Source organism: Enterocloster sp. OA13 (assembly GCF_022440595.1).
GTDB lineage: Bacteria > Bacillota > Clostridia > Lachnospirales > Lachnospiraceae > Enterocloster > Enterocloster hominis.
Window position 1 is genome coordinate 4,220,202 of sequence record NZ_JAKNTF010000001.1, and the last position, 15,675, is coordinate 4,235,876.

The 15,675-nt window shown below is 51.4% G+C and carries 15 protein-coding genes; 2 read left to right on the forward strand and 13 right to left on the reverse strand.

Features of this window, described 5'->3' with window-relative positions; all coding sequences use genetic code 11:
- Nucleotides 1–36: 36 nt before the first annotated feature.
- The 13 genes from MCJ35_RS18665 to MCJ35_RS18725 all read right to left on the reverse strand — a co-directional run bounded on the left by MCJ35_RS18665 (nt 37) and on the right by MCJ35_RS18725 (nt 13,688).
- Complete coding sequence (locus MCJ35_RS18665) at nt 37–1,353, reverse strand: phenylacetate--CoA ligase family protein (RefSeq protein ID WP_120057752.1); 1,317 nt, start codon at nt 1,351–1,353, stop codon at nt 37–39.
- Nucleotides 1,354–1,857: 504 nt separating this feature from the next.
- The gene (locus tag MCJ35_RS18670) at nt 1,858–2,649 is read right to left on the reverse strand and encodes a class I SAM-dependent methyltransferase (RefSeq protein WP_025485928.1); all 792 of its coding nucleotides are present in this window, start codon (nt 2,647–2,649) and stop codon (nt 1,858–1,860) included.
- A 91-nt stretch (nt 2,650–2,740) separates the two neighbouring features.
- Nucleotides 2,741–3,328 carry a TetR/AcrR family transcriptional regulator gene (locus MCJ35_RS18675; protein WP_008719171.1) on the reverse strand — a complete coding sequence of 196 codons (588 nt, stop codon included), beginning with the start codon at nt 3,326–3,328 and terminating at the stop codon, nt 2,741–2,743.
- A 265-nt stretch (nt 3,329–3,593) separates the two neighbouring features.
- Complete coding sequence (locus tag MCJ35_RS18680; protein ID WP_051400666.1) at nt 3,594–4,901, reverse strand: amidohydrolase family protein; 1,308 nt, start codon at nt 4,899–4,901, stop codon at nt 3,594–3,596.
- Nucleotides 4,898–6,259 (reverse strand): amino acid permease, encoded by a 1,362-nt coding sequence (locus tag MCJ35_RS18685; protein WP_025485925.1) that lies wholly within the window; start codon nt 6,257–6,259, stop codon nt 4,898–4,900. Before MCJ35_RS18685 ends, MCJ35_RS18680 begins: the two co-directional genes overlap by 4 nt.
- A gap of 155 nt (nt 6,260–6,414) precedes the next feature.
- Complete coding sequence (locus MCJ35_RS18690) at nt 6,415–7,635, reverse strand: MerR family transcriptional regulator (RefSeq protein ID WP_025485924.1); 1,221 nt, start codon at nt 7,633–7,635, stop codon at nt 6,415–6,417.
- Between the two features lie 18 nt (nt 7,636–7,653).
- A complete protein-coding gene (locus tag MCJ35_RS18695; RefSeq protein WP_025485923.1) occupies nt 7,654–8,022 on the reverse strand; it encodes a MerR family transcriptional regulator in 369 nt (122 codons plus the stop codon).
- A gap of 95 nt (nt 8,023–8,117) precedes the next feature.
- Nucleotides 8,118–8,627: a CBS domain-containing protein gene (locus tag MCJ35_RS18700; protein ID WP_008719176.1), complete on the reverse strand. Its 510-nt coding sequence runs from the start codon at nt 8,625–8,627 to the stop codon at nt 8,118–8,120.
- Between the two features lie 156 nt (nt 8,628–8,783).
- On the reverse strand, nt 8,784–9,248 hold the full coding sequence (locus MCJ35_RS18705) for a hypothetical protein (RefSeq protein ID WP_025485922.1): 465 nt from the start codon (nt 9,246–9,248) through the stop codon (nt 8,784–8,786).
- A complete protein-coding gene (locus MCJ35_RS18710; RefSeq protein WP_025485921.1) occupies nt 9,226–10,113 on the reverse strand; it encodes an AraC family transcriptional regulator in 888 nt (295 codons plus the stop codon). Before MCJ35_RS18710 ends, MCJ35_RS18705 begins: the two co-directional genes overlap by 23 nt.
- Nucleotides 10,114–10,263: 150 nt before the next feature.
- Complete coding sequence (locus MCJ35_RS18715) at nt 10,264–11,019, reverse strand: M23 family metallopeptidase (protein WP_025485920.1); 756 nt, start codon at nt 11,017–11,019, stop codon at nt 10,264–10,266.
- A 40-nt stretch (nt 11,020–11,059) separates the two neighbouring features.
- Nucleotides 11,060–12,013 (reverse strand): SpoIID/LytB domain-containing protein, encoded by a 954-nt coding sequence (locus MCJ35_RS18720; RefSeq protein ID WP_025485919.1) that lies wholly within the window; start codon nt 12,011–12,013, stop codon nt 11,060–11,062.
- A 178-nt stretch (nt 12,014–12,191) separates the two neighbouring features.
- Complete coding sequence (locus MCJ35_RS18725; protein ID WP_240299610.1) at nt 12,192–13,688, reverse strand: carboxypeptidase M32; 1,497 nt, start codon at nt 13,686–13,688, stop codon at nt 12,192–12,194.
- Between the two features lie 257 nt (nt 13,689–13,945).
- Between MCJ35_RS18725 and MCJ35_RS18730 the strand changes: the two genes are divergently transcribed.
- Entirely contained in the window at nt 13,946–14,593 is a 648-nt protein-coding gene (locus MCJ35_RS18730) for a GntR family transcriptional regulator (RefSeq protein WP_008719198.1), read from the forward strand.
- A gap of 112 nt (nt 14,594–14,705) precedes the next feature.
- A complete protein-coding gene (locus tag MCJ35_RS18735) occupies nt 14,706–15,674 on the forward strand; it encodes an aminopeptidase (RefSeq protein ID WP_025485917.1) in 969 nt (322 codons plus the stop codon).
- The last annotated feature ends 1 nt before the right edge of the window (nt 15,675 follow it).

The window sequence follows — 15,675 nt, forward strand, 5'->3', positions numbered from 1 at the left end:
TGTAATCTCCAATGGTATGTATCTGCCTGCATTTTATCAGACCCCGTCCTTGTCAGCGCGAAGGTCCGTTACCCGTTTGGCCTTACCCTCAAAACGCTGGAGGGTATTGGGGGATACCAGCTGTATCTTGGCATCCAGGCCCAGCATCAGGCGCATTTTCTCCCGCAGGCTGTAATCCAGCTTCTCCAGGGCAGCGTAGGAGTCCATCATGCTCTCTGCCTCTACTTCTACTTTTATGGTAAGGAGGTCGGAATGGTTCTTCCTGTCCACCACAATCTCGTAGTTGGGTCCAATTCCTTCCGTGTTAATCAGCACTTCCTCAATCTGGCTCGGGAACACATTGACGCCGCGGATCTTCAGCATATCATCCGTGCGGCCTGACAGGTTCTCCATCCTGGCCGTGGTGCGGCCGCATGGACATGGCTCATACATGAGCCGTGTAATATCCCTGGTACGGTAGCGGATTAAGGGAAGCGCCTCCTTGCTGATGCAGGTAATGACCAGCTCGCCCTTCTCCCCTGCCGGAAGCACCTGTCCTGTCTTGGGGTCAATTACCTCGGCGATAAAATGGTCCTCGTTGATGTGCATGCCCTTAAGCTCAAGACATTCCCCCGATACCCCCGGTCCCATGAGTTCGCTCATGCCGTAGTTCTGGGTCAGGTTCACATCCTCCCCCCAGACCTTGTGCAGTTCGCCCCGCATGGCCTCGGTCATCAGTTCGCTTCCCAGCACCAGGCTTTTTACATGCAGGTCCTTTTTTGGGTCAATCCCCATCTCCAGGGCCACCTCCGCAATCCGCATGGCATAGGACGGGGTCGCCACTAACAGCGTGGTCTCAAAATCCTTCATGTACATAAGCTGCTTCTGGGTATTGCCGGTGGAGGAAGGCACAATGGCCGCGCCCACCTTTTCCAATCCGTTGTGAAGGCCGAGGGCGCCGGTAAACATGCCATAGCCAAAACAGATCTGGGCAATATCCTCATCCGTCGCGCCCCCAGCCACCGCAAGCCTGGCCACGCACTCCTTCCATACTTCCAGGTCATTTTCCGTATAACCCACGACCGTCGGCTTGCCGGTCGTGCCGCTGGACGCGTGGATCCTGCGCAGCTGTTTCCTGGGCACTGCGAACAGGCCGTAAGGATAGTTGTCCCTCATATCCTGCTTTGTTGTAAATGGAAGTTTTTCCAGGTCCTTCAGGGTCTGTATGTCTTCCGGCTTCACACCGGCAGCTTCCATCTTGGCACGGTAAGCGGGCACCCTCTCATAGTTGCGGGTCACCGCTTCCTTCAGGCGGGTTAACTGAATGGCTTCAATTTCCGCTCTGGACATTGTTTCCTCTTTTGCCCATATCATTTTGTCTGACCTCCTTTTCCCTGCGGCCCTGTCTCTGTCGCACTTTGACGTATCAACGAATTGGCGCAGCGTAATGTCTGGCGATATTATACCATCTTTTTTTGGGTTTGTCTGCTGTTTTGATGCAAATTTCATGAATGTGGGGCGGGTGGCGGGGAGGCTACGTCTGCGAAACGGGGCAGGGCGGACGGCGGCGGGGCGGACGCGGAGTTCCGGAGGGGCAGCTTCTAAGGGCCTGACAGCCGGAAAGACGGGGGATCGGTGCTATTCGCTGAGAAACTCTGAAGAGCTTTCTCAGCTCAGAGCACCTTGGATTCCTGCTTTGATGCAGGAATCCACCCCCGCCTTTCCGGCTGCCAGGCCCTAAGAAGCTGCGGCCTCCTCCACTATGCGTCCGCCCCGCCGCCGCCCGCCCTGCCCCGCTTCGCAGACTGTGTATTCCGGCCGTGACTTAGGGGGAATACTCATCCATAGGGGAGTAGGGTTGTGACGGTGAGGGGTGGGTCATTTTTGGAAGATATCCAGGGCGTGGCTTGTCAGGCCCTGGACATCTTTGCGTTCGCAGGTGGCGAAGTGGTATTGCATGTATAAGTTAAATTGCCGGGCGTCCATGGCGTCTATGGATTCGCGTATCAGGAGGGCGCAGCCGTCGGATGCGACGTAGTGGAGCCGGGTTGTGGGGAATACGGACATTATGTGGTCGATGTCTTCCTTGCGGACAAGTTCAAACAGGTCTTTGGGCTGGGACCTGGCGGCGAATGTCCGGGAGTCGATTAAGCCTTCTTTTATGTATTGCGCGACGTTGATGGTCTGGCGGTTGAATCCTTCATCCAGGAGACAGCCGTCGGATATGACGTAGGCTGCAAATATCTTACCGCCCTTTTTGGTTACACGGATTGCTTCGCTTAGGGCCTGGCGTTTGTCCTGCGTATTGTAAAGGTGGTACAGGGGGCCTAACAGAAGGGTGATGTCGTATTGGCTGTCCGGGTGGGCGGACAGGTCCGTGGCATTGCCTTGGGCGATGGTTATGTTTTCGCCTGGCTGGGTGTTCCGGCGGAATATTTCTATGTTGCGGTCTACCAGTTCTACCGCGTCAACGGTGTAGCCCTGGCGCGCAAGGGCATGGGAATAGCGGCCGGTCCCGGCGCCGATTTCCAAGATGCGGGAACCGGGTTTTATGTATGCCTGGATGTAGCGCATGGTGGTGAGGAATTCTACTGAGCCGTGTTTTGAGGCCAGACGGGCATCCTCGTCATAGTGGTTATAAAAATCTGTTATGTATTGGTCTGTTTTCATGGGCTGCTCCTTTTATGAATAGGGTCATACGGTACATATATGCTGATGGATGATGCCTGATATCTGCGTTGGGGGCAGTGGGCTGGCGCCGTCAGATGGAGGGGTTCCAGTCCGGATTTTCCGGTTTTATGAATGCGGATAAAAAATTTGTCAGCATTGTCTCGGCGCTGGTCCTGCTCAGTGCCAGCTTTTTGGTTGCTGTCAGGACTGCCATGCCGTGGGTGTAAAGGAACAGGTCTAAATAGATTACCTTTGCCCGCTCTGGTTCCACTCCTATAGCCTTGGAAAACAAGGCCGCCTTTTTTTCGTTGCCGGCTTCTTTGTAGAAGTCTTTTGCTTCTGACATGTCTAAATCCATGTCGTTTATGAAAAGAAGCTTGAATAAATGGGTTTCTTCCCGGGCGAATTCTATGTAGGACAGGGGCAGGAGGAGATAGGGGCTGACTTTTACGGAATTCCCATAACCGGTTACATATTGCTCGTAATATCCATATGCATATTCCAGGAATCCGGCCTTTAATTCGTCCATGTTTTCGTAACAGGTAAAAATCGGACGGGTGGAGCATTGCAGTCTGGCTGCAATGCTTCTGGCGTTGACTGTCCCGAATCCTGTTTCTCTTGTGATGTCTAAGACGGTATGTAATATCATGTCCTTGGTTATTCTGGCTTTTGGCGGCATGCGGGTCCATCCTTCTTTTTTGGTTTTTTATGCAACATATGTTGTGTAACTATTGTTGCATAATAAGCTGGATGTGTCAAGAGGGAAGTTTGCCTGGACCGCTGATTGTCATCAAAACCTATTTGGGGAATGCGTATATATGGAATCCCGCCCTTGCCATAACGGCATGGAACAGATAAAAAATCAGAACCAAAAAGCCCTTATAGACGTTTGGTTCTGATTTTGTTCCCATACCATCTGTTCCTTAAAAGTATGGATTTAATTTTTATATATGGTATACGGATTTCCCCTCGATATACTTCGCCACGATGTTCCTGTCATCCCCTGCCTGTATCAGCCGCTCAATCCTCTCACAGGCAGAACGCCGGTTTAGGTCCGCAATGGAAGTATCATCCAAAACCACTGCGTCAAACAGGTATCCAGGCTCAAAGCTTCCTGCATTTCCCCAAAAACTGCCTCCTCCTTTTGTGGCCAGATAGAATGCTTCCGACCAGGAAAGTCCCTTCATGGGGGCGTCCGGGTCTCCTTCACGTTCTTCCGCTCCCCATCTTACACGGGACGCCAGGATTGCGTGTTTGATTACCTGGAACATCTCAAGGCGCCCCACGCCTGCCATATCCGTGCCAAGTCCCACGGCAATGCCATTATTGAGATACTCTCGGATTGGAGCGGTATTGGCTGCAAACATATTACATTCCGGGCAATGGGCAACCATTACATTTCTCTCTGACATCAGCTTCATCTCCGCCTGGTTCGGGAACACGCAGTGGGCCATGACTGCCGGAACCTCTGACCCCAGAAGCCCATACCGGTCGTATGCCTCTCCATAACATTGAAGGCCCGGCTCCAGTTCGTTCACCCACTTGATTTCATCCAGCCCCTCAGACAGATGGGACTGGACCGGAACCTTGTACCGGGCCGCCAGACTGCCAAGTCCCTCTAAAAGACTGCCGGAGCAGGTAGGTACATACCTCGGAGTAATGATTGGCTTCACCGAGCCATATAATCCATGGCAATCCAACAGCCACTGCTCTGTCTCATGAATACTTTCCCGGGCTGTCTCAATCAGGCCATCCATGGAATTGCGGTCCATATTCACTTTTCCTACATATGCTGCAAACCCTTTTTGATACAGAAGGGACATAAGCAGTTCCGTGGCCGGCCTGTGGATGGTGGCAAACATCACCGCCCGCGTGGTAGTGGTCTTCATCAGGTCCCCTGTAAAACGGTCGTATGCCCTATATGCATAGTCCAAATCCCTGTAGTGGCTTTCCTCAGGAAATGCATATATATCAAACCAGGTTCCCCATCCATCCGCGTCAATATTGCGTCCTAACCCACGGAATCCATACTGCGGCGCATGGAGGTGCATGTCGCAGAGTCCCGGGATTATGACATGGCTGCCGTAATCCTTCACCGGAATATCCCTGTACTGCCCTGGAAGTTCCGGGAAAACCCCGGCTGACAGCCCATTTTCACATACAATGTATGCCTGTTCAAAGCAGATGAAACTTTCTTTTTCCTCTGTATATACAACCGTCCCTTTCAGGGCAAATGTCCGTTCATCCATCATGCCGCCCTGCCTTCCTTTTTATTCTTTCCTTCCCAGAAATAATAGGCCGGAAGTCCGGTGGCTACTACTACAAAAGCGCTGAACAGACTTTTATAAGGAGCCCACAGGAAGGTGGATACCAGAAGGATGACATTTGCGCCCACGGAAAGAATTGTCATGAGCAGCCAGGATGGACATTTCCAGGATGGGTCATAGCCCGGTTTTTTATGCAGGCTGAACATGGTTGCAAATGAAAGGGCATTCTTACACAGGGCAACAAAGGAGAAGAACCCCATCAGCGCGCCGATATCAGCTGCAAACACAAGTATGATGGAAACCGCGCAGGAATACATGATGGAGTTAGCCGGTGTCTCCCATTTGGGATGGATTTCTGCAAATTTCCGGAAGAACAGGCCGTCCTTGGCCATGGCGTATTCAATCCTTGGCTGGCACATGATGGTTCCGTGCAATGATGCTATGATAACCACGATTGCAATAAACGCGGTAATGACCCCGGCGGCTGAGCCGATAACCGGTATCTGCGCGGCTGCCTCTGCCACAGGTGCGGATGAGCTGACCAGCTGTTTCATCGGAAGAAGCCCGGTGACAGCAGCAGCCAGACTGGTATAGATGGCAATGATCACAAACACAGTGATGATCAGTGCCTTTGGTATGGTCTTCTCAGGATTCTTCACCTCACCTGCCATGGAACACGCGGTTGCCATTCCCGCATAGGACCAGGTGGTAGCGGAAACGCCTGCCAGAAGGGCCTTGAATCCGGTTGCCGCACCTTCAACGGCCGGCGCACTGATCATGGTCTTATTCATGGAAAACAGGCCCACCCCAATAAGAAGTGCAAAGAGGAGCATTTTGAAGCTGGTCATAAATGTAAGGAACCTTCCTCCCACTTCCACGGAACGCATATTGATGGCCATAAATACCACGATCAGTGCGGTTGCCAGCAGCTTAATACCGATGCCGGCAATGCCCGGAATGAAAAATGCAATATAATCCGCCAGCGCCAGTGCCATGATGGAATAGGAGGGCGGGTCCCCTCCCCAGAACGTAGTCCATCCACACAGGAATGCCAGCGGCCTGCTCCCTGCTTCCCTGAACCAAACATAAAATCCCCCGTCATCCGGACAGGCAGCCGTGATTTCAGCAGCCACCATGTTCTGAGGTATCATGATGATGCCTCCTATAATGAATGCCAGGATTGTTATGGCTGCGCAGCCAGATGCGGCAGCCACCTCACCAACCGAAGAAAATATACCTGAGCCGATTACCGTGCCGACTCCCAGGGAAACCACTGCCCCTAACCCAAGCTTCCTCTTCAGTTCCCCCGGTTGTCCATTCCCCTGTTCCTTCCCCTTATCCATAAAAGGACCTCCTTGTCATGTGCTTTTATTTTGACTGAATCCAGGGATGCGCGCTTCCTGTTTCTGAATCTAATTAAACACCATGACATAGACATACTGTCAACATGAAATTTCAAGTCTTTTTATTAAAAATCTAAAGTTGACTGTAAAAGTCCTCATCTGTACTCTGCCAAAAAACAATACTCCCCCAGCAGATCCCCCTCTCCGTAGGATTCAATCACTGAGTAGGTCAGGACATTTTCATCCAATTCCCTGATTATCCCAAGGCCGCATGACCGGAATTCATCCTTAAGCGCCTTCAGTATGAACCTGTCTTTATAAGAATCAGGAAACATGCGTCTGTTATTGGCCAGTGTCCTGCTGCCTTTTTTTATATAAGTAAAAATACCTGCGGCGCGGGTTCCTTTATGGACAAATGGCAGCATGGCACGCTCAAGGGATGGCAGGTTAAAGCCCTGGACAACCTCCGTATGGAAATAATCCAGCACAATATCCACCACTCCTTTCCTTAAAGGATAGGACAGGGTGCTGTCCACAAGATAAAGGATTTTGTGGTTTTTGTCCATGGCTTCTATCATGTCCTTAATATCCCGTATCACTGACAGATCCGAATCCGCGATGATATATAATGCATCCGGATCCAGGTATAGGATTCCCGTGCTCAGGAAGCAGATTGTGTTTACAAAATTTTCCAATACTACTTTATTTTTCAGGGGCTGGTCCTGAATCTGTTTCAGGATCCAGTAAAAATTCTTCTGCAGCTGGCTGACCCCATCCGGTTTCAGACGCCCGTAGGTTTCCCTGTTCCTGTCTATTGGTACAATCCTCAGTCCGTCTTCCTGTTCCCCGCCAATGTAAATGCCGCCGCATATCCCGGCATGATAACCGCAGCTGCATGATACATGGGCGCTTTCCAGCTCCAGTTCCGCAATCCTGGCATCTTCATATGTAAACGTCCCACCACACCGCGGGCAGCAGAGCAGGGACAGCATTTCCAGGGGGATTCCCCTTTTTCTATGCCCCATCCCCTGTTCCAGCTCATCGAACTGCTGTTTCAGCGCATGGCACGCCTGGGCAATGCGCTGTTCCTCCTGGCAGATGCGCCTGTGCACCTGCCTGAGAAGAGTCAGTTTACGATGTTTTTTCTCCTGCAGCTCCATACCGTCATCCCGTTCCCATGCAAGCCACTCCCCAACCTCCTGCAGAAGGAATCCATCTCCTTTAAGTTCCAGGATTTCCTTAAGCTCCAGGCTGGATGCCTGGTCAAAATACAGCTGTCCGTCCATTTTACCGGGATGCAGAAGGCCCAGCTGGATATAATAACGCACGGTCCTCACTGAAATCCGGTTCTCCCTGGCAAATTCATGAATTTTCATGCCCATACCTCCATAGGTTCAGGGTTCCGGGGCAGAAGATGTCTCCAACTCCCCTATCCGCCGCTCAATCCGCAGTCTTCTGGTTTCCCAAACCTTCCTCTCATCCTCCAGCTCCCCAAGACGGTTCTGTACGTACCGCTGCAACAGCCGGCTGTCCTCTGGGCTTGCAAAATTAGACAGCCGGCGCAGGGATAATATCTGGTGTATTTCTTTTAATGAAAATCCGGCTGATTTTGACTTTTCAATCAGCCGCATATCGGCTTCGCAATCCTCATTAAAATAATATTGCCGGTTCCTTACTTCGGGAACCAGAAGGCCCAGCTCTGCATAGTACCGTACCGTGTGCTGCGGCAATTGGAACTTACGCGAAAATTCTCCTATTTTCATATAATCCTTCCCCCATTAAGAAAAACCGATGACCTCTTAAAGATCACCGGTTCCGCTTCCCTTCTATGTATAATCATCGTATCAACATACAATCATCATACCAAAGCGCTTTCCTGGCTGCGAAGCTTGACCACCGCGGACAGGTCTGTCTTCTTATGTTCCTTCTCTCCCTGGTCCAGGCAATTCTTGGCCTGTTCCTTTACCGTCTCACACTTCTGATAAAAATATTTGATGATATCTTTCCTGGTAATGATTCCTATAAAACACTTCTGATCGTCCAGAACCGGTACAAAGTTCTGGTTCAGGGCCTTTCCGATCAGATCCTCCATATCTGCGTCCGCCTTGACCGGACGGTTGTCACACCGGCGGCGGATTGCGGTCACTGGTATCCGCTCTGCCCCTTTCAAATCCAGATTGAACTGGTTCTTAATCCCCCATAACAGGTCCCCCTCGGTCAGCGTGCCCACATAACGTCCTGTCCTGCTGACAATTGGTACGGCGGAATACTTATGGTGTTCCATCTTCTCCAAAGCCTGTCTTAACGTATCATCTTCACTTATATACGCCACGTCACTTTTAGGAGTCAGGAAAAATAATATATTCATATTTTCACTCCTTCTTCCTGTATTCTCTTTCCAGTATAATGGGTGCCTCTGAACCGAATATGAACAAATTATTATAAAACTCTGAAATTTCTTAAGAAGCACCAAAACTATATCTGGTATTTTTGGCATATTATGTGAAGGGCAAGTGATACAAAGCTAAAACCTTGATTTCTCATAATTATATGGAATGCTTGTCCCCACCACCACATCCTCGATTTTTTCGAGTATAAGCCAGTCATCCATATTCCCCTGGTGGTCAAAGGCAAGAGGAGTGATTTCCCCTGCATCTTTTAACTCAACCAGGCATAGACATTTCTTGTGCCATCGTGTTTTCTGTTTCTCAGTCAGGTTCAATTTGGGCTGATTCTCCTCAAGGATTTCCGTGATTTCCTCTTCAGATAATTTTACATGGTTCTGTACAGCCTTCACTACCGCGGACGCCGTAATCCAGGAACTTCCCTTCTCAATGAAATAAAGGCGTTCCCCCTCAAAAACCCGGCTGTGGGGTATTTTCCTTCCCGCTGCCCCGCGCACAATCATTGTCTTTGTACCGGACAATATCTTATCCAATACCCTTTCACCCTTCTTGCCTGCATTATCACAATAAACCAAATGTACCATTTTCATTTCCTCCTGTCACCGGTATCCATATCTGACTCAGGTAATCCTCACCATACGGATTCCCGTCACTGTACCATTCCAGTTCCGGGCATGGCGCGTGGCGGAAGGGATATCTTACCAGCCATTCCCCGTTAAGGTATTTCCAGCCCTCCTGGATTGCCTGGGGCACCGGGCCCCTGCAGTCAAAAACAGCCCATGTCTGTTCCGGCAGTTCCCGTCCGGTCAGCCCCGGGGGAAGGCTTTTGTCTGATATGACCATAATCGAATATTCTATTTCATCCATGTCCCCACCGCAAAGGCTGAACAGGCCGAACATCCCCTTTTGCGCGCCCGTGTCCAGGGAACGCAGGACCGGATAGGTACCGTCCTTTTGGCATTCATTCCAGAACCCGGGTATCTTTTCATAATGTTCCCCATCCGCACAGGAAACCCGTATGGTTTTCCCAATGAGCCGGAATCCGGCCTTCCTCTGGACCTGCCATGAAAACTGCCGTCTCTGCGCAATCTGCAATTTAGGCATCACGCGCAGCTTCACCTCATTTTCCCGTGCTTCCTTTGGGGGGATGCCATGAAACTGCTGGAATGCTTTTGTAAATGACGTGGGCGAGTTATATCCGTACTTATAGCTTATATCCACGATTTTCATGTCGGTGCTTTTCAGATCGTATCCTGCCAGCGTAAGTTTCCGGAAGCGGATATATTCAGCAAACCCCATCCCATTCATATAAGAAAATACTTTTTGAAAAAAGTCAAAGGAACAGCCTGCTATCCTTGATATCTCTTCCCTGTCAACCGGCTCTTCCCTGGCCTGCAGATTGTGTTCCACATGGTCTATGATGAGCTGCAGTTTTTCATTCCATTCCATGGCCTGCCCTCCTTTCGTTTGGACGATAGATATTTTACCATGTATCCCGACTTCTTTCATCTCATTTTAAGTACCGGATGGATAGCATGGAACGGAAAAATAAAAACCGGCTGGTTTCCCTGCCGGTTTCCTGCTCACACATTGTCCGCTTTACTGCATATAATCCAGTGGGTCCACTGTCTTATCCTGATGCTTCATCTCAAAGAATACATTGACGCCTTCCACGGAATAATACTTGGTAGGCTCTGACACATAGCCAAGGGTCTGTCCCTCTTTCAGGTACTCTCCCTGGGCCACGCATACTTCCTTAAGCTGTCCGCAGGTTGCGGTGTACTCATTGCCCAGGTCCATGACAACATAGTTGCCGATTTCCTCATTGCTTCCCACTTCCAGGATCCTTGCATTGGCTGGCGCTGCCACCGGCGTGCTCACATCTGACTGGATAACGATTCCAGGGTTGCATTTGTACTGGTCAAGGGTAGGGAAATAAATGGTCTGGTCCATGCTGTAATCCAGAAGCACATTGCCTCTTACCGGCCACTGCATCCTGCTGGCGTCTGAAAAGTTAAGCACCAGCGCGTCTGCCGCATCCTTGCCGGCGCCTGCTTCTGCTGCCAGGTCATTGCCCTGGTTCTCGTTCTTTGCCACAGCTGCCTTGGTAGGAGCCGGGGTAACCTTCTGTGAATCCTTGACTGCATCGGATGCGCCTGCCACCTGGGCGGTTTCCGGCGTGGTTTCCTGGGCAATCATTTCTGGCTGGGGCATTTCAAGGTATGGATTTGTCTCAGTACCTTTTCCTCTTTGTACGGTAATGACACCTGCTGCGGCTACAATAGTCAGCAGGCCTAACACTAGCATGACAAGAAATAACTTATCCTTGAGCATCTGGTTTACTTTCTCTTTCACGTTTATCACCTCGGTACTATTCTTACCAAACCAGGGCGACTTATTCAGAAATGTAAGTAATATTTTTATAAAAATAACTTAGGATATCTTCTGCCTTCCAGCCGGCCTTTGCCTTCTCATTGGCAGCTGCCTGGCTTAAGCCGTAACCGTGTCCGATGCCCTTTACCACCGCCCGGATCTGGTCCTCATAGCTTTCCATTGTAAAGCAGGCGGACTGGAGTCCCAGGGCATACTGCACCTCTTCGCCGGAATAGCCGGCATTTCCAATCTGTATCTGGTCCACATAGCCCGCCGTGTCCCTGGACACAATCTGTATGGAATCCGGGATCTGTGACGCGTCCACTGAGCGGGCGCCTGTTTCCCCTTCCGGAATCCCGTTGATACGGGACACGAATTCATCTTTGGAAAATGTGGCAATCTGCATGTATCCCTCTGCTTCCACATCCCCCGGACAATCCACGTTTTCCAGGTAAGGGTGGGTAAAATCCCCCTTCCTCGTCATGCCTGCCGTGGCCCGGCAGAACATGGGGTCAATGCAGCGGTTCTCGTAGGTCATCACAATGCCGGAAGTGGCCTTTACCGCACCTTCCAGTTTCCTGTAATACTCAGGGAAACGGCTGGTGCCCCACAGGCTTTTTAACTGGTCCGCCTCCACATAGTCCATGTCCAGGGCCGACTCCGCTATCTCATCCATTTCCCCGGCCGCCTCCATCTGGCGGCAGATGTAGGTGCGCGCAATGATTGCCTGGGCCTTTAACGCCTCCGGCTCATAATCAACCGGTATCTGCCTGGCAATGACCCCGGGAAGATACTCCTCTATGTCCATATAATAAGAACCGCTGCTCCGGTCCAGCAGGATCCTGCGTTTTCCCGATACTTCCTTTTGCTGTTCATAGTGCAGCTCCTCCCCCCGGATGGTGCCTGTCCATGCAAGTGTGCCCACATAGGGGACCATTAGCCCGGTCAGGGCTGCCCATAGGATGCGTCTGTTCATGCACTCCCTCCCTCCTTTCCCTGAATGCGGCTGAAAAATCCCTCTGTCATCAATATATGTCCGGGACGGGCGCCCTATGTGCCGCCTTTTGGCGCATAAAAAAATATCGCCGCACCGGGCCGGGCCGGCGGGCGATATTTAGGATATTATATGATTTCCTGGGCGCCATGGGGCCGGGTCACTTCAAATCATAAATCCTGGTATATTTTTCCTTCAGATACCGCACATAATATTCCGGGTTAAAGTCCTCCCCTGTCACATCCTTTAATATCTGGCGGCTGGTCTTTAATTTTCCATACTGGTGGATATTTTCCCTCAGGTACTCACGGATGGCGTCAATACCGCCGTCCGCCAGAAGTCCCTCGAAGTCCATGGTCTTCTTCATATGATAATACAGCTGTGCCCCAAAGGCGCTGCCCAGGGCATAGGACGGGAAATACCCGAAGGAACCCTGGGACCAGTGGATGTCCTGGAGCACGCCCTCTGCCGGGTTCTCAGGGCGTATGCCCAGATATTCCTCATATTTATCCGCCCAGATACCGGGCAGCTTCTCCACATCCAGGTCCTCCTCAATGAGCATTTTCTCAATCTCATACCGGATCAGCACATGAAGGCTGTAGCTCAGTTCATCCGCCTCGGTGCGGATAAGGCCCGGGGTTACTTTATTGATGGCCTCCACGAACTGGTCCAGGTCCACCTGTGCCAGCTGACTGGGGAACATTTCCTGCACCTTTTTATAGATGGGCACCCAGAATGCACGGTTGCGGCCAATGATATTCTCAAAGAACCGGGACTGTGACTCATGCATTCCCATGCTGGCCCCCTGTCCGGCCGGGGTAAGGGTTAAATCATCCCGGATTCCCAGCTCATAGATGCCGTGCCCGGCTTCATGGATGACGGAAAACAGGGAACTGTCCACGCAGTCCGTGTAGTGGGTGGTGATACGCACATCCTTATTGTGCAGGTTGGTTGTAAAGGGATGGGCGCTGACCGCCATGACACCGCGGTCAAAATCAAAGCCCACATACCCTGCCAGGAAACGCCCCAGCTCCTCCTGCTTTTCCTCAGGATAATTCCCTTTCAGGAAGCCGTCCTCAATCTTTTTGCCTTCCTCCATTACCTTCTTGAGGAATGGCACCAGTTCCTTTTTCAGGACGCCGAAGAACTCATCCAGGTTCTCCATGGAGAATCCCTTCTCATAATCATCCAGCATGACATCATAGAGCTTTTTCCCATCCTTTGCCCGGTAACCCGCAAACTTTTTCTGGAACCGGATGACCTTTTCAAGGGTTGGGGCAAATGCCTCAAAGTCCTGGTCTTTCTTGGCCTTGGCCCACACGCTGGTGGCCCTGGCGGTCAGGCGGGCAAACTCCTGATACTCCTCCTGGGGGATGCACATGGTCTGCTCCAGCTCCTCTGTCAGTTCCCTCACATTGGCTGCCTCTGCCTCTGACAGTCCGCCCTGCTCACGGCACTCCTTTAAAAGCTTCCTCATCCCATCGCAGGTCACTGCCTCAAAATATTCGCCTGACAGCACACCGATGACCTGGCTTGTCAGTTCCCCTGCCTCCTTTGGGGCAAGCGTCTCATTGTCCCACTCAAATAAGGTCATGGCTGTCTTGATGGCCATGGCTTTGTCCATGTATGGTTTTAATTCTTCGTACGGCTTTGACATTTTCTCTCCTTCCTGCCCGACTGTCCATGATACAGAAACAGTAACAGGTCCTGGAAACGTGGCTGAAACGCGCTCCCATCCATATGATTCCCTGTCATTATACATCAATATACATGCGCACCGCAAATTTTATCTGTAAAAAAATACCGCTATGATTCTTACTTTTTTTCATATCAACGCATTAAAGTGCTTGCGCCATTGCTTTCAATATAGTACTATATATTCTATAGAATATAAAATAAACCGGAGACCCATCCATGATAGAAGATTTAAAAGCAGTCGGCAAGACCCCGCTCAGTGAAAAAGTATACAGCACCCTGGTGGAATCCATTGTAAAAGGCACCCTTCCCCCCGGGACCAAACTCCAGGAACAGCACGTGGCCAAACAGCTGGCTGTCAGCGCCACGCCGGTGCGGGAGGCATTCCGGCGCATGGAGCGGGATGGTTTCATTGAAAGCATCCCCTACTGCGGCGTCGTGGTGAAGGAGCTGGACTATGAGGAAATCATGGATGCCTATGCATGCCGGGCCAACCTGGAGCTCATGGCTGTCCGGGAAGCCGTACATAAGATTACGGACCAGCAGTTAGACCTTCTGGTCCATCTGTCCCACAGCGCTGCCAGCGAAGATGATTTCATGAAGACTTCGGAAAACAGCAGCCGTTTCCATCAGACCATCTACCAGGCAGCGGGCAATAAGGTCCTGATCCATCTGATGGATTCCCTCAGCACCGTCATCCTGCGGGATATGAAGTATTCGGCCATGGATCCCAAGCGCGAACAGGAGATACTGTCCGAACACAAGCGCATCGTCCAGGCATTCCTTGACTGCGATGAAGAAAAGGCGGTCAGGGCCATGTCCGTCCATCTGGACAACGGGCTTGCCTATATGAAAAAGAGAAGGTAACTCTTCTTTTTTTACCCCGATATATTCTATAGAATATTTAATATTGAATATCTGTCCTGAAATCAACATCAGGCAGGAACATATATAATACCATTGGAATGGAGGTAACAGAATGAAGAAAATACTGATGGCCCGAGGGGCCGACAAGGTGGTATCCACCTGTGTCAAAGTAAAACCGGGCGAGAAGGTGCTGATCATCACGGAAGCTTCCCGCCTGTCCATTGCGGAGGCCATTGCCGCAGCCGTATACCGGGTCCAGGCAGAGCCTATCCTGCAGGTCATGGTCCCCCGTGACACGGACGGACAGGAGCCGCCGGCTCCCATTGCGGCTGCCATGAAGGCCAGCGACGCGTTTATTTCCGTGGTGGGCAGGTCCATCACCCACACCCACGCTGTAAAGGACGCCATTGCAGCCGGTTCCCGCGGCGTGGTGCTGACCCAGTTCACCGAGGACATGATGATACACGGAGGAATTGAAGCTGATTTCGAAGCAGCCAAAACAGAATGCAAAGCCGTGGCAGCCGCGCTGGCAGGCTCAGAGGAAATCCATCTGACCACCGCCATGGGAACCGACCTTTACTACAGTGCCGCAGGAAGGCGCGGCAACGCCCTTTACTGCATGGTGGACAAGGGTGAGTTCTCAACCATACCCACGGTGGAGGCCAATGTCTCGCCTCTGGAAGGCACTGCCAACGGCGTCATCGTGGCGGACGGAAGTATTCCATACATAGGAATCGGCGTCCTGGACGAGCCGGTGCGCTGCATCGTTGAAAACGGGATGATTGTCTCCATCGAAGGCGGCCGCCAGGCCAGGATGTTAAAGGCGGACCTGGACAGCAAACAGGACCCCAATGTCTATAATGTGGCTGAGATGGGCCTTGGGCTGAACCCAAACTGCCGCTTCATGGGCTTCATGCTGGAGGATGAAGGCGTCTACGGCACCGCCCACATCGGCATCGGCACCAGCATCACACTGGGCGGCACGGTCAAGGCTGCCTGCCACTATGACCTGATCATGAAGGACGCAACCGTAACTGCTGACGGAAAAACCATTTTAAAAGACGGAAAAGTCGTACTGTAAG

What these genes read in the sequence shown, in the direction of transcription:
- MCJ35_RS18665 (WP_120057752.1), bottom strand. Translation starts at nt 1,353, where the DNA reads ATGATATGGGCAAAAGAGGAAACAATGTCCAGAGCGGAAATTGAAGCC.
- MCJ35_RS18670 (WP_025485928.1), bottom strand. Translation starts at nt 2,649, where the DNA reads ATGAAAACAGACCAATACATAACAGATTTTTATAACCACTATGACGAG.
- MCJ35_RS18675 (WP_008719171.1), bottom strand. Translation starts at nt 3,328, where the DNA reads ATGCCGCCAAAAGCCAGAATAACCAAGGACATGATATTACATACCGTC.
- MCJ35_RS18680 (WP_051400666.1), bottom strand. Translation starts at nt 4,901, where the DNA reads ATGATGGATGAACGGACATTTGCCCTGAAAGGGACGGTTGTATATACA.
- MCJ35_RS18685 (WP_025485925.1), bottom strand. Translation starts at nt 6,259, where the DNA reads ATGGATAAGGGGAAGGAACAGGGGAATGGACAACCGGGGGAACTGAAG.
- MCJ35_RS18690 (WP_025485924.1), bottom strand. Translation starts at nt 7,635, where the DNA reads ATGAAAATTCATGAATTTGCCAGGGAGAACCGGATTTCAGTGAGGACC.
- MCJ35_RS18695 (WP_025485923.1), bottom strand. Translation starts at nt 8,022, where the DNA reads ATGAAAATAGGAGAATTTTCGCGTAAGTTCCAATTGCCGCAGCACACG.
- MCJ35_RS18700 (WP_008719176.1), bottom strand. Translation starts at nt 8,627, where the DNA reads ATGAATATATTATTTTTCCTGACTCCTAAAAGTGACGTGGCGTATATA.
- MCJ35_RS18705 (WP_025485922.1), bottom strand. Translation starts at nt 9,248, where the DNA reads ATGGTACATTTGGTTTATTGTGATAATGCAGGCAAGAAGGGTGAAAGG.
- MCJ35_RS18710 (WP_025485921.1), bottom strand. Translation starts at nt 10,113, where the DNA reads ATGGAATGGAATGAAAAACTGCAGCTCATCATAGACCATGTGGAACAC.
- MCJ35_RS18720 (WP_025485919.1), bottom strand. Translation starts at nt 12,013, where the DNA reads ATGAACAGACGCATCCTATGGGCAGCCCTGACCGGGCTAATGGTCCCC.
- MCJ35_RS18725 (WP_240299610.1), bottom strand. Translation starts at nt 13,688, where the DNA reads ATGTCAAAGCCGTACGAAGAATTAAAACCATACATGGACAAAGCCATG.
- MCJ35_RS18730 (WP_008719198.1), top strand. Translation starts at nt 13,946, where the DNA reads ATGATAGAAGATTTAAAAGCAGTCGGCAAGACCCCGCTCAGTGAAAAA.
- MCJ35_RS18735 (WP_025485917.1), top strand. Translation starts at nt 14,706, where the DNA reads ATGAAGAAAATACTGATGGCCCGAGGGGCCGACAAGGTGGTATCCACC.